Raw genomic sequence first — 15,297 nt, 5'->3', positions numbered from 1 at the left:
AGGAGTATTAGTTGCCCATGAAGCACTGCTCAATCTCGTATTCTGGCATCAACGTACTTTTGAAATCACTGCATCTGACAAAGCCACGCAAGTAGCTTCCACCGCCTTTGATGCGGCTGTGTGGGAATTGTGGCCTTATCTCTCGGCAGGTGCAAGTATTTATTTAATCAAACCGGGAATCTTGGGATCTGAGGTAGATTTGCAAGATTGGTTGCTATCCCAGAACATAACCATCAGTTTTCTACCCACACCAGTAGCCGAGCAATTATTATCTCTGGAATGGAAGCAAAATACAGCTTTGCGGACTGTACTGACTGGAGGAGATAAACTCAATCGCTATCCATCCAACTTACTACCTTTCCAGGTGGTGAATAACTATGGCCCAACGGAAAATACAGTTGTCACTACTTCTGGTGTAGTAGTGGCTGATGGACAAGAGAAAAATATTGCACCGCCAATTGGTCGCCCGATAGCTAACGCACAAGTCTACATCTTAGATGAGTATTTGCAGCCAGTACCGATTGGTGTGCCGGGAGAACTGCATATTGGCGGGGCTTCCTTGGCGCGGGGTTATCTCAATCGAAATGAGTTAACACAAGAGAAATTTATTGCTCATCCTTTTGACAATCAAGCTCATTCCCGTCTGTATAAAACTGGGGATAAGGCACGCTACTTGGCAGATGGCAACATTGAATACTTAGGGCGGATTGATAATCAAGTCAAAATTCGTGGCTTCCGCATTGAGTTGGGTGAAATTGAAGCTATACTCAACCAAAATGCTGATGTGCAAGCTAGTTGTGTAATCCTGCGCGAAGATATCCCAGGTGACAAGCGGTTAGTCGCCTACATTGTACCGTATTCCCAACAGATACCCACAACTAGCGAACTGCGTCAATATTTATCCAATCATCTGCCGCTTTACATGATGCCCCAGGCGTTGGTAATCCTGGAATCCTTACCCCTCACGGCAAATGGAAAAATAGACCGCCGCGCCCTGCCAAAACCAGAGTTAGACACCACAGCAGAATTTGTTGCACCTCGCACCCCCGTTGAAGAAACACTGGCACAAATTTGGGCGCAAGTGCTGAAAATCGAGCAAGTCGGCATACATGATAACTTCTTTGAACTTGGGGGACATTCCCTGTTAGCGACGCAGATAATTTCTCGCTTGCAGTCAGCCTTTGGAATTTCATTGCCATTACGCTATCTGTTTGAATCACCAACAATTGCCCAGTTAAGTGAAGCAATATTAGCGCAACTACAAACAGGTTCAGCTCTAACAGTACCGCCAATTGTACCTGTTTCCAGAAACGCAGATATACCTCTATCATGGGCGCAGGAACGACTGTGGTTTGTCAATCAACTGGAAGGAGAAAGCGGTGCATACACTATAGATTTCACCGTGCGTTTGCTGGGAAATCTGAATGTTACAGCTTTGGAACAAGCCTTTGATAAGATAGTGCAACGTCATGAACCCTTGCGGACGCGGTTTGAAATGAAAGATAACAAGCCAGTCCAGGTCATAGAACCCAACACGACCATCAGCTTAAGAGCGATCGCTTTACAGCATGAGTCCGATCCCACCAAAAAAGTCGAAGAACTGGCGACACAAGAAGCCTGCAAACCATTCGATTTGGCTCATGGCCCTGTACTACGAATCAAACTGTGGCAAATTGCACCAGATGAACACGTATTACTATTTGCAATACACCACATCGCTGCCGATGGTTGGTCAATGGGCGTTTTAATCAATGAACTATCAGCCTGTTACAAAGCTATTTCAACAGGTAGTACTGCACAGTTACCAGAATTACCCGTACAGTATGCCGACTTTGCTGTGTGGCAGCGTCAATGGCTGACAAATGAGGTATTAGAGCGTCAGTTAACCTACTGGAAGCAACATTTAACAGGTGCGCCACCTCTATTAGAATTACCTACAGACCGCCCCCGCCCAGCTATACAGACTTTCCGAGGCGGTACAGAGCAACTGCAAATAGATAGTCAGCTAACGCAGCAGTTGAAAAAGCTCACTCAAGAGTCTGGAAGTACGCTATTTATGACACTGCTAGCGGGTTTTGTGGTGTTGATGTCTCGCTACAGTGGACAAACCGATTTGGTAATTGGCTCACCCATCGCCAATCGCAATCGTACAGAGATAGAAGGGTTAATTGGCTTTTTTGTCAATAGCTTGGCACTAAGATTTGATTTATCTGGGGAGCCGACCTTTGAGAGTTTACTAAGGCAGGTGCGAGAAGTTACCCAAAATGCCTATGATAATCAGGATTTGCCCTTCGAGATGTTAGTCGAAGAATTGCAAGTTGAGCGCAACCTAGACCGCAACCCCTTGGTGCAGGTGATGTTTGCCTTGCAAAATGCTCCCTCCTCTCCTTGGGATCTGCCTGATGTGAAGGTGGAAGGGATGGCTTCAGGACTCGACTCAGTAAGGCTTGACCTAGAAGTTCACTTGTGGGATGCACCAGAAGGTCTTGTAGGCTTCTGCTCTTACAACCGGGATTTATTTGACGCGGCAACTATTAGCCGCATGATGCAGCATTTTGTGACTTTGTTAGCGGCAATTGTTGATGAACCCCAGCAGCAAGTAGCCTTACTTCCCCTACTGACTCAGCAAGAACGCTATCAGTTGTTAGTTGAGTGGAACTCGACTGAAGTGGATTATCCCCAAGATAAGTGCATTCATCAGTTATTTGAGGAGCAGGTAGCGCGTACCCCTGATGCGGTGGCGGTGGTATTTGGTAATGAACAACTCACATACTACGAGTTAAATAGTCGTGCTAACCAATTAGCCCATTACTTGCAGTCGTTGGGTGTGGAAGCAGATGTACTAGTAGGGTTATGTGTAGAGCGATCGCCTTTAATGATTATAGGCTTGCTGGCAATCCTCAAAGCTGGTGGTGCTTATGTACCGCTTGACAGTGAGTATCCTAGCGATCGCCTCAGCTATATGCTCCAAGATACTCAAGCCCCGATACTGCTCACCCAAAAGCACTTAGTTGAAAAACTACCCCCAACAGGCGCAAACCTAGTCTTCATTGATGAAATCTGGTCACAAATTGACGAAAACAACCAAAATAACCTCACTAGTGCTGTCACGGCTTCTCATCTAGCCAATGTGATTTATACTTCCGGTTCCACAGGTAAACCGAAGGGTGTGATGGTTGAGCATCGAGGATTGTATAACCTAGCTCTAGCACAGATTCAAGCTTTCGGTGTAAATTCTAAGAGTCGCGTGCTTCAGTTTGCCTCCTTTAGTTTTGATGCTTGTATATCCGAAATCTTGATGACTTTGGGTTCAGGAGCAACCCTTTACCTGGGAACAAAAGATTCCATCATGCCGGGTATGCCATTACTTGAGCGATTACGCAACTATGGCATTACCCATATCACCCTACCACCATCAGCCCTTGCAGTCCTGCCAACTGAAGAACTGCCATCACTGCAAGCGATCGTTGTCGCTGGTGAAGCTTGTTCACCTGAACTAATAAAACAATGGTCAACTGGCAGAAACTTCTTCAACGGTTACGGGCCGACAGAAGCCAGCGTCTGCGCTACCATCGCCAAATGCAATCTTGAGGACGAGAAAGTTACCATTGGTCGTCCCATTGGCAACGCCCAAGTCTACATTTTAGACAAGCACTTACAACCAGTTCCCGTGGGTGTACCGGGAGAACTGCACATTGGCGGTGTAGGATTAGCCAGAGGCTATCTCAATCGCCCAAAATTGACAGATGAGAAATTCATCTCCAATCCCTTTAGCAATGAACCGGATGCAAGACTCTACAAAACAGGGGACTTGGCGCGTTATTTACCAAATGGCAAAATTGAATATTTGGGACGCATCGATAATCAAGTCAAGGTGCGTGGCTTGCGTATTGAATTAGGGGAAATTGAAGGCGTAATTAGCCAACATTCCTTGGTACAAGAAGGTGTAGTTGTCGCCATCGATCGCAATGGCGAGCGACAACTGGTGGCTTACTTAGTCCCAGCTTTGAAAAACAAGGTATTACCTCAGGAGTTGGCGCAATTGCAGAGTGAGTATGTTTCCGATTGGCAAATGCTCTATGAGCAAGCTTATGGGCAACAGCAACTATCCACAGATGATGTTACATTCAATATTTCTGGGTGGAACAGTTCCTACACCAAGGAAGCCATTCCAGAGTGGGAAATGCGCGAGTGGGTGGAAAATACTGTCGATCGCATCCTGTCGGTTTCACCGCAGCGAGTGTTAGAAATTGGTTGTGGTACGGGGTTACTGCTATCTCGTGTGGCTCCGCAATGTCAAGAGTATTGGGGCTGTGATTATTCTAGTGCGGCACTACAGCACGTTGAACAGATATGTCAAACAGTGGGTTTAAACAATGTGCGCCTGCTGCACCGAATGGCGGACAACTTTGCAGATATTCCCCAAGGGAGCTTCGATACTGTAGTGATTAACTCAGTGGTGCAGTATTTCCCCAGTGTGGATTATTTGTTGCAGGTCATTGCAGGTGCGATCGCGGCAATTGACACTCAAGGTAAGCTATTCCTGGGAGATATCCGCAGTTTACCTCTTTTGGAGCCATATCATGCAGCCGTGCAGTTGTCCCAAGCTACTGAAGAAATAACTATTGAGCAATGGCAGCAAAAGGTTAATCAAAGTGTAGCTGCTGAGGAAGAATTGCTAATCGATCCTGGTTTCTTCATCGCCCTCAAACAACGTTTTCCCCAAATTACTTGGGTAGAGATTCAGCCCAAACGCGGTTACGCCCAAAATGAATTAACGCAATTCCGCTATGATGTCACCCTGCATATAGATGCTGATGTCCAAACAACGGTAGTTCCCTGGGTAAACTGGCAATTAGATAGGCTTTCGTTCTCACAAATTCAAAATCAACTCCAGCAACAGCCAGAAGTTTTAGGAATTAGAGGCGTACCTAATCAACGAGTGCAGCAAGCAATACAGATTTGGCAATGGTGGGAAAATCCTCCTATTGTGGAAACTGTGGGACAACTGCGCCAACTACTAGCAAAACAGCCAACAGAGGGGATTAACCCCGAAGAGTTCTACCAGTTGGGGCAACAACTCGGTTACACTGTCCACCTCAGTTGGTGGTGTAGTAGTCAAAATGGTGCTTATGATGTGATTTTCTGCCGCAAACAAGAGCAAAGAGTCGTCTTCTGGGATAATTCCAGCATTACTACCAAATCTTGGGCTGACTATACTAATAATCCCTTATACGGCAAGTTAGTCCAAAAGCTTGTGCCGCAAGTGCGCTCCTTTATCGAACAAAAGCTACCTAATTACATGGTTCCCCAAGCTTTTGTCCTGCTCAATGCTCTGCCGTTGACACCTAATGGTAAAGTAGACCGTCGCGCTCTACCTGCACCGGATACGGCTGTGCGAAATCTTGGTACTAACTTTGTTTCACCCCGCACACCGATTGAGGCTCAATTGGTGCAGATTTGGAGTGAAGTTTTAGGAAGCGATCGCATTGGCATTTATGATAACTTCTTTGAACTTGGCGGACATTCTCTGCTAGCAACGCAAGTAATATCTCGTCTACGTAATATGTTCTCGGTGGAATTGTCCTTACAAAATTTTCTTGAATATCCAACGGTAGCTAACTTAGCCCAAATCATTGAAGTAGTTGGTTTAGTACAAGACGGTCAACCATCTATTACTAACATCCAAGAAGATTACGAAGAAGGAGAACTATGAAAAACTCTCTACCAAAATAGATTTGTTTGTATCTTCTACACGACTGCTAAATTTTGGTGAAATTTAACCTATGAAAACAGTTGAATTCTTATCTTATCTCAATCATTTAGGAGTAAAAGTCTGGGTCGAAAACGATAAGCTACGCTATCGTTCACCCCAAGGGATAATGACACCAGAGTTACTGGAATTGTTAAAGGAGAGTAAGGAAGAATTAATTGTATTATTGCGCCAAGAAGCTGAAGCTTTAAATCAAGAAAAAGCTTATGATGTTGCCATTTGTGGCGGTGGTTTAGCAGGTTTAACCTTAGCACGGCAGTTAAAACTTCAAAAGCCTAATATTTCGGTTGTAGTTCTCGATAGAATGACTCGTCCTTTACCTGAAGCTAGTTTTAAAGTTGGAGAATCAACTGTTGAAGTAGGAGCTTTCTATTTAGCTAATACTCTTCAGTTAACTGATTACTTTGAACAACAACATTTAACTAAGCTGGGATTGCGATATTTTTTCAACAATTGGGAAACTAATTTTCAAAACAGACCTGAACTCGGATTATCAGAGTTTCATCTTCCTAATTCTTATCAAATAGATAGGGGAAAATTAGAAAATGATTTACGCCAGTTTAATGTGCAAGCGGGAATAGAATTAATAGAAAATTGTTTAGTTAATGATATTGAACTCGCGGTCGGGTTACAGCAACATCATAAAATTGTTTATACTCAGGGGAATGGAGATAATAAAAAAAACAATATAATTAAAGCACGGTGGGTAGTTGATGCAATGGGTCGCCGTCGATTTCTCCAGAGAAAACTGAATTTAGATAAACCTAATAACGAGCAATTTGGTGCTGTTTGGTTTCGAGTTGATGGTCGCTTCGATCTGTGTGATTTTGTGCCTAGTAGTGAAGAAAAATGGCATAATCGCGTTCCTCACAAAAACCGTTATTATTCCACTAATCATTTATGCGGTGAAGGATACTGGGTTTGGACAATTCCTTTGTCTACTGGTTATACCAGTATTGGAATTGTCGCTCGCCAAGACATTCATCCTTTGAAGAATTATCATAACTATGAACTGGCTTATCAATGGTTAAAGAAAAACGAACCAATTTTGGCTTTTCATTTAAAAGATAGACAACCCAAAGACTTTAAGAAAATGCCTAAATATAGTTACTCATCCAAACAAGTATTTTCCTTGAATCGTTGGGCTTGTGTCGGGGAAGCTGGGACATTTCCCGATCCATTTTATTCTCCAGGTACAGATAATATTGGGTTTGGCAATTCATTAACTACCCAAATGATTGAACTCGATCTTGAAGGTAAACTTGTTGAGGATACAGTTGAAAATGCTAATCACTTTTATCTAAGCTATAGCGATGGAGTAACCTTTAATATTCAAAACGCCTATTACTGCTTGGGTAACGGCACAGCAATGTCCATGAAATTCATTTGGGATGTTTTAGCAGGATGGACATTCAGCGGTTTGATGATGTTTAATTCTATCTTCCTGAATCGGCAATTGAGAATTAAAGTTCAACATAACAATAGTAAATTTTTCCCCCTTTCCTACCGGATGCAACATTTGTGTCGAGATTGGGCGAATAAATCTTTGCATCGGGTTAATTTTGAATTTATTGATTATTTAGCGATTCCTTTTGTTAATGAACTGCGATCGCGCAACTTAAAATATAATCAAACGCAGTCAGAAATTCTGGAAAATTATTTCCTTAGCCTCAAACTGTTGGAGGAAGTGGCGCAAATTATGTTTCACTTGGCTCTAGAGGATACAATGCCAGAGATGTTACCTAAAGTTAGCTCTAATTCCTGGTTAAACGCTTGGGCAATTAGTCTCGATGCTAGTACATGGGAGGCTGATGGACTTTTTGAGCCTAAGAGCGAACCGCGCAATTTAGAACTGGTCAAACAACAGCTTTGGGAGGCAATTGGCAAATGAAAGTAGTAGAATTTTTATCTTATTTAAATAGTTTAGATATTAAAATTTGGCTGGAAGAAGATAAGCTACGCTATCAGTCTCCTAAAGGAGCAATGACAGCAGAAATTAAGGAAAAAATAGGCACAATCAAACCAGAAATTCTCGCCTTTTTAAAAGAAACAAAAACTGCCTCTAGCTCTGGTGAATTAGCCATTGTTCCCGTCTCACGAAAGGAAGATTTACCCCTATCTTTTGCCCAACAAAGACTCTGGTTTTTACAGCAGCTTTCACCAGACAGTCAATCTTACAATATGCTAGAGGCGTTGCGGCTCAACGGCTCTCTCAATATAGCTGCACTGGAACAAAGCCTGAGTGAATTGATTCGTCGCCACGAGGTTTTAAGAACCACTTTCCCCACGGTAGAGGGAAAACCTATTCAAAAAATTGCTCCTCCTCAAGCCTTAAATTTACCCATCCATGATTTACAGGGTTTGTCAGCAGAGGAACAAACAGCCCAAATTCGGCAAATGGCTCAGTACATTGCATCCAAGCCTTTTAATTTGGCTGTGGGGCCATTAGTAGAGTTTACTCTACTGCAATTGGGCGAACAGGATTATGTACTGCTGTTGAAGATGCACCATATTATTTATGATGGCTGGTCTTTAAGCATCTTCTTTGGGGAATTCTCACTAGCTTATGCAGCTTTTACTCAAGGATTGCCCAACCCACTCCCAGAATTGACCATCCAGTATGCTGACTTTGCCTTTTGGCAACGCCAATGGCTTACAGGCGAAGTTTTGGAACGTCAACTGAGCTACTGGCAACAACAGTTAGCAGGTGCGCCTTTGGTGCTAGAATTACCAAGCGTTAGCGAAGCTCGCCGTAGGCATCGCCCACGACCCCCACTCCAGTCTTTTCAGGGTGGAGTCGAATATTCTCTCCTAAATCGCCACCTCACACAAAGCCTCAAGCAGTTGAGCCAAGAGTCGGAAACAACCTTGTTTATGACGCTACTGGCGGCTTTTATGGTGTTAATGTCTCGCTATAGCGGTCAGTCAGATATTCTTATTGGTTCCCCCATCGCCAACCGCAACAGCTCCCAAGTCGAGCAGTTAATGGGATTTTTTGCTAACACCCTAGCATTGAGAGGAAACCTTTCAGACAACCCCACCTTTGCAGAATTTTTGGCACAAGTACGGCAAACAACCTTGTCAGCCTACGCCCACCAAGATTTACCTTTTGAGATGGTGGTGGAAAAACTTCAGCCAGAACGAGATTTGAGTCGGAACCCCCTGGTACAGGTGATGTTCTCCCTGCAAAATGCCCCACAATCTTCGGGTAATTTGTCAGGTTTAAATATGCAGAACATTGCCTTACCACTTGATGTGCAAGCTAGGTTTGACTTAGAAATTAACTTCTGGGAAGTACCCGGTGGTCTGGAGGCTACTTGGTGTTACAACACTGATATATTTGAGGCGACAACCATCGCCCGCCTAGCCGAGCATTTTCAAACTTTAGTTCAAGCAATTGTGGCAAATCCACAAACGCGAGTTGCCCAATTACCAATGTTGAGTGCAGCAGAACGCCATCAATTGTTAGTGGAGTGGAACGATACTCAAACAAACTATCCTTCTGATAAATGTATCCACCAGTTGTTTGAGGAACAAGTGCAGCGTACACCGGATGCTGTGGCTTTAGTGTTTGAGGATGAACAACTCACTTACCACCAGTTGAATTGTCGCGCTAACTCTTTGGCGCACTACCTCAAGTCCTTGGGTGTAGGAGCCGATCAGCTAGTTGGTATTTGTGTAGAGCGTTCTTTAGACATGATTGTGGGATTATTGGGCATTCTCAAAGCAGGTGGAGCTTATGTACCACTCGATCCTGAGTATCCCCAAGAGCGTTTAAGCTTTATGCTGCGTGATGCTCAAATTTCCGTATTACTGACTCAGCGATCGCTAGTTAATAAATTACCTGAATATACTGCACAGGTAGTTTGTTTGGATAGTGACGCTCACTTGATTGAGCAATGTAGTCAGGATAATGCCACTACTGATGTACGAGCAACTAACTTAGCTTATATAATTTATACTTCCGGCTCTACAGGTCAGCCTAAAGGAGTTGAAGTTGTTCATCGTGGCGTGAATCGTCTATTATTTGGCGCAAATTACGTTAATTTAGATGCCACACAAACATTTCTTCAGTTAGCCCCAATTTCTTTTGATGCTTCTACCTTCGAGATTTGGGGAGCTTTACTGCATGGTGCAAAATGCGTTCTGTTCCCAGGAACGATTCCCACATCTCAAAATCTGCGTGAAGTAATCGAAAAACATGGCATTACGATTTTATGGCTAACGGCAGCTTTATTTAACTCCATCATTGATGATGACGAAAAAGCATTGTCAGGAATTCAACAGTTACTCATTGGCGGTGAAGCACTTTCGGTTACTCACGTCCGTAAAGCTTTAGAAAATCTGCCTCTTACACAAATCATTAATGGATACGGACCTACAGAAAGCACAACGTTTACTTGTTGTTACCCTATCCCTAGAACGAATGAGGCAAATATAGAATCAATCCCCATCGGTCGCCCCATTAGTAACACACAAGTTTATATCTTAGACGCATATCTCCAACCAGTTGGCGTTGGTGTGCCAGGAGAATTACACATTGGTGGTGCGGGACTAGCACGTGGCTATCTCAACCGAAGTGAGTTAACACAAGCGAAATTCATTCCTAATCCTTTTGTGGAGGCACAAGGCAGAAGGCAAGAGGCAGGAGAGAGCAGATTATATAAAACGGGAGATTTAGTACGTTATTTACCCGATGGCAATATTGAATACATAGGACGAATTGATAACCAAGTAAAAATTCGGGGCTTCCGTATTGAGTTGGGAGAGATTGAAGCTGTCCTTAGTCAACATGAAGATGTGCAAGTATGTTGCGTCATCGTCCATGAAGATACCCCTGGCGAGAAGCGGTTAGTTGCCTATGTAGTACCGCCAAAAGGAGTTACCATCACAACGGAACAACTGCGCCAGTTCCTGAGTAATAAACTGCCTAGCTATATGCTGCCATCGGCTTTTGTCATCCTGGAATCTCTACCATTAACACAAAACGGTAAAGTAGACCGCCGTGCATTAAAAGCCATTTCTTACACAGATAACTCCAAAAAATTTGTCCAAGCCCGTAACCAGTTAGAAATGCAATTAATACAACTCTGGTCAAAAATTCTCAAGGTTGACAAGATAAGCGTTCAAGATAACTTTTTCGATCTGGGTGGACATTCGCTTTTAGCTAGTTACTTAATGACTCAAATTCAGCAGCAATTTGGGAAAAATTTACCCCTAACAACTCTTTTTCAAAATCCAACTGTTGAACAGTTGGCGACAATTATTCAAAAAGACTCCCAGGAATTTAATTTTTCTTGTTTGGTAGCACTTCAGCCGCATGGTTCAAATGTACCTTTCTTTTGCGTTCCTGGCGCTCCTGGTAGCCCTTACTACTTCTATCATTTAGGGCGTTATTTAGGACAAGACCAACCTTTATATAGTTTTGAACATAATGTACATGAATTAGGTTCATCCCCCCGACTGGAAGATATAGCAAGTCATTATATACGAGCAATGCAAACTGTACAGCCACAGGGGCCTTACTTTTTGGGAGGTCATTCTTATGGCGGTAACGTTATTTTTGAAATGGCGCAGCAGTTGGTTTCTCAAGGACATAAAGTTGCTTTATTAGCTGTAATTGATGCTTCTGCATCCAACTATAAAGACAAGCAATTCCTGGCTGATTATGTTGATTGGGATAATGTTAGATGGTTGGTTGAGGTGAGTAGAGGAATCAAACTTTATTTAGATAAAGACATTGATGTTTCCTACGAAACTCTCCAAGGTTTAACTAAGGAGGAGCAACTAAAATACGTTTTACAGTATTTCAAAATGGCTAATATGTTGCCTCCTGATGCACAAACTTCTCAACTGCGACATTTGATAGAAGCTTATAAAACCAGTTGTTTGTGTCTAATTGATTATCAACCAAAACAGATTTATCCCGGTAAACTGACAATTCTACGGGCTGAGGAGGATTTAGCAGACGACCCGAATAATCATTTAAATGCTGAGAATACAAAGGACTTATCCTTGGGCTGGAGTGCGTTTTGTTCTGAAGTGGATATCCAATTTGTACTAGGAAATCATATCACGCTGATGGCTGAACCCCATGTGCAAGTTTTAGCCGAAAGGTTGAAGGCTTGTATCCAGAAAGTAAAGGAGTAGTTAAGAGGAGAATTATTAACTAATAATCGATCGCTAATAAGGTGAAAATGGATAAAAGCGAATATATCAGCAACTTCGACAGTTTAATTCTCAACCCAGTGACTAGAAAATTATATGGAGAAGAAGAGTTTTTTAATGTAGGTTATTGGCTGGAGGATACTCAGAATCAGCAGTCAGCTTGTCATAACCTGATAGAAAAGCTTTTAGAATTTCTTCCCGAAAAGCAGGGTAATATTCTGGATGTGGGCTGCGGTTTAGGCGCAACGACTAATTATTTACTCAAGTATTATTCGTCTAATGATGTTGTGGGTATTAATATGTCATCCCAACAAATTGAAAGATGTACAATTAACTCCCCAGAATGCAAATTTATTTGCATGGATGCTGTAGAAATGGAATTTAATGATGATTTATTTGATAACATCATTTGTGTAGAAGCTGCCTTCTACTTTGAGACTAGAAAGAAGTTTATCCAAGAAGCTTGGCGTGTATTAAAACCAGGTGGTCATCTTATTCTCTCTGATATCATTTTTGATAATACACAGCTTTTTGGTGATTGGATTGTTCCACAAACAAATATTGTTAAAGAGAAAGATATTAAGACGTATAAAAATCTTTATCAACAAGCAGGATTTCAACTCTTAGAATTTGTGGACGTAACAGATGAGTGCTGGCTAACACATTACCGATATCTAAAATCTTCAATTGAAACAGAATGGCAAGCAGGAGAGATAGATGAACAAACCTATCAGGTAAATATATCTGCCATTGATAATTTGCTAAGTTCTTCATCTATAACCTATTTGTTAGTTGCAATAAAAAAGCCAGTCAAACAATTTTAGATTGTGGATTTGAAATTAATGAATCAAGCAAATAAAAAGATAGAATAATGACAACAATTTGTACCAACGAACAAGAATTAACTAAAGAAATAGTCCAAGATATTGAGCGAGATGAAATCGCCAGGGCTATCAAAAAACTACGTCAACAGGCGGTAAACTCTGGCGAAATTCCTTCTTGTTGGCTATTAAAAACAGCGGATGCTTTAGAAAACAACGATTGGAATATCTTATCTGAAGGCTTTATTAATAAGGATTTTATAGGGAAAAATGGTTATTTCCTAATTATTGCACCTTACAAAATCAACCGACAATCCCAACCCCACGTAGCTTTAAGTGCAATTTATGGGAAACTACACGACACCCAAGAGCCATCTATCGAACAATTAGAAAATCTCTGCCGGGAAAAATTTGGCAAACTCAGCCAACCAGTTCCAAGAAACTATTCTTTTACCGAAATTGCCAGTTGCGGTAATATCAACGGTGAAAGTGGTGAAGCTTTTGTTGTCCCGTATAGATGGTGTTTTGCTAACAGTGCTTCTGGCCCCGTATTAAACAATGCAAGCGAGCAGCAACGACGTTTTTTAGGTTCTAGCCGCGAATGTATCCAAAAAATCTTTGAATATGAAACGGCTAATTTCTTATTAGAACCTTTAGAAGATGAAATCAATTACGAACGCTATCGCCATGCAGATACTCAAGTGCATGAAGCTGGACACGCGAGTGGTTTAGGATTTGACTTCAAGTTAAAGCATAAGTTTTTCCAAAACTATACTTATGCTGGTACAGAGGAATGGCGTGCTGATAGCTTGGGGTTTGAGTTTGCAGCTTGCGCTTTACCTGCAATTGAAGCTGGGAAGTTAGTAGCTGTGAATTTCTGCATCCGCTTTGGCTTAGACGCTCACCGTTTAGGAGGCTTAGAAAAAGATGTGGATGTACATGCAGGACTTTTGAGCTTAGAACATCTTTTTCAAAATGATGCCATATATATCACAAAAAATGGTCAATTAGCTTTACGTAATTTGAGTTATCCAGGTTTACTTCAAGCTGTGGAACTCCACCGATCGCAAGCATTATCCTTGACTCGAAGAGAGTTAAATATTAAAAGTCCTACTGGTCTTTTTTCTCTGTACAAAATAGAAGTTCACCCTTCAATTCAATCAATTTTTCAGGGACTAGTTATTGAACGCTGTCAAGGAATTTGGGCCAAGTTACAATAACAACTTATTCTTGATTTTTAGGATTGTTGTAATAATGAAGAATAAATCGACTCAAACAATTTTGCCACATCGCTATACGATATAAAGGTTAGCTACAAATAATAATGCCATTAAGATATATATGAGTGAACAATCTTTTAGCGATCCTAATTCTCATTTCCAGGGACGTTCTACACAAGCCGGACGCGCGTTAGAAAAAGAAGCCAATTTACCGCTTACAGGTTGGCAACAGGAGGTTTCCAGAGGACTAGAATTAGGGTTAGAAGCGGCAGAAAGTATACGCGATCGCTCGATTCCTACCTTTTCGCGCGGCGAACTTCCCCACTTTGCAGGGATTAATACTTTCTTAAAAGCACCGTATTTGGAGGATGTACGAAGAGTAGGTGAATATGACGTGGCGATCGTTGGTGTTCCCCACGATTCTGGAACTACTTATCGACCTGGGACGCGTTTTGGCCCCCAAGGAATTCGACGCATTTCTGCATTATACACCCCCTATAATTTTGAATTTGGTGTAGACTTGCGCGAGCAGATTACTTTATGTGATGTAGGCGACATTTTTACTATTCCAGCTAATAATGAAAAGTCTTTTGACCAAATTTCTAAAGGCATTGCACATATCTTCAATTCTGGTGCATTTCCAATAATTTTGGGAGGCGATCATTCAATTGGTTTTCCTACTGTTCGGGGTGTTTGTCGTCATTTAGGCGATAAAAAAGTAGGAATTATTCACTTTGATCGCCATGTAGACACCCAAGAAACAGACTTAGACGAAAGAATGCACACTTGTCCTTGGTTTCACGCCACAAATATTAAAAATGCTCCAGCTAAAAACCTAGTACAGCTGGGGATTGGTGGCTGGCAAGTACCGCGTCAAGGTGTGAAAGTCTGCCGAGAAAGAGCCACAAATATCTTAACAGTCACAGACATTACTGAAATGGGTTTAGATGCAGCCGTTGATTTTGCTCTAGAAAGAGCATTAGACGGTACAGATTGCGTTTATATCAGTTTTGATATTGATTGTATTGATGCTGGTTTTGTACCTGGGACTGGCTGGCCGGAACCTGGTGGTTTATTACCGCGTGAAGCCTTATATTTGTTGGGAAAAATTATCCAAAATGTGCCTGTTTGTGGCTTAGAGGTGGTGGAAGTTTCACCGCCTTATGATATTAGTGATATGACATCATTAATGGCGACAAGAGTAATTTGCGATGCAATGGCACATCTAGTTTTATCCGGTCAATTACCGCGCAAAGAAAAGCCTGCATATATTCATCCCGAAGCCCAACCCGAATTAGTTGAAGAATGGAGGTAA

The 15,297-nt window shown here is 42.1% G+C and carries 6 protein-coding genes; all 6 read left to right on the top strand.

Features of this window, described 5'->3' with window-relative positions; translation table 11 throughout:
* On the top strand, window positions 1-5,716 hold a 5,716-nt coding region (locus RMY31_RS35030), incomplete at its 5' end, for an amino acid adenylation domain-containing protein (RefSeq protein WP_409879340.1).
* 70 nt (window positions 5,717-5,786) lie between these two features.
* Window positions 5,787-7,664, top strand: a complete 1,878-nt coding sequence (locus tag RMY31_RS35025) for an FAD-dependent oxidoreductase (protein ID WP_322663874.1) — start codon at window positions 5,787-5,789, stop codon at window positions 7,662-7,664.
* Window positions 7,661-11,923, top strand: coding sequence for an amino acid adenylation domain-containing protein (locus tag RMY31_RS35020; protein WP_322663876.1), 4,263 nt, complete (start codon window positions 7,661-7,663; stop codon window positions 11,921-11,923). The genes RMY31_RS35025 and RMY31_RS35020 overlap by 4 nt, the downstream gene beginning before the upstream one ends.
* A gap of 47 nt (window positions 11,924-11,970) precedes the next feature.
* Window positions 11,971-12,765, top strand: coding sequence for a class I SAM-dependent methyltransferase (locus RMY31_RS35015; RefSeq protein ID WP_322663878.1), 795 nt, complete (start codon window positions 11,971-11,973; stop codon window positions 12,763-12,765).
* Between the two features lie 47 nt (window positions 12,766-12,812).
* Complete coding sequence (locus RMY31_RS35010) at window positions 12,813-13,982, top strand: DUF6014 family protein (protein ID WP_322663883.1); 1,170 nt, start codon at window positions 12,813-12,815, stop codon at window positions 13,980-13,982.
* Window positions 13,983-14,103: 121 nt separating this feature from the next.
* Complete coding sequence (locus RMY31_RS35005) at window positions 14,104-15,297, top strand: agmatinase family protein (RefSeq protein ID WP_322663885.1); 1,194 nt, start codon at window positions 14,104-14,106, stop codon at window positions 15,295-15,297.

It is taken from the genome of Dendronalium sp. ChiSLP03b (genome assembly GCF_034531165.2).
Classification (GTDB): domain Bacteria; phylum Cyanobacteriota; class Cyanobacteriia; order Cyanobacteriales; family Nostocaceae; genus Dendronalium; species Dendronalium minutum.
The sequence above is the reverse complement of the archived record's forward strand: the minus strand, read 5'-3'. Positions and strand labels throughout refer to the sequence as shown.

Bases quoted from the DNA above. Each gene is read 5' to 3' on its own strand.
- RMY31_RS35025 (WP_322663874.1), top strand. From the start codon at position 5,787: ATGAAAACAGTTGAATTCTTATCTTATCTCAATCATTTAGGAGTAAAA.
- RMY31_RS35020 (WP_322663876.1), top strand. From the start codon at position 7,661: ATGAAAGTAGTAGAATTTTTATCTTATTTAAATAGTTTAGATATTAAA.
- RMY31_RS35015 (WP_322663878.1), top strand. From the start codon at position 11,971: ATGGATAAAAGCGAATATATCAGCAACTTCGACAGTTTAATTCTCAAC.
- RMY31_RS35010 (WP_322663883.1), top strand. From the start codon at position 12,813: ATGACAACAATTTGTACCAACGAACAAGAATTAACTAAAGAAATAGTC.
- RMY31_RS35005 (WP_322663885.1), top strand. From the start codon at position 14,104: ATGAGTGAACAATCTTTTAGCGATCCTAATTCTCATTTCCAGGGACGT.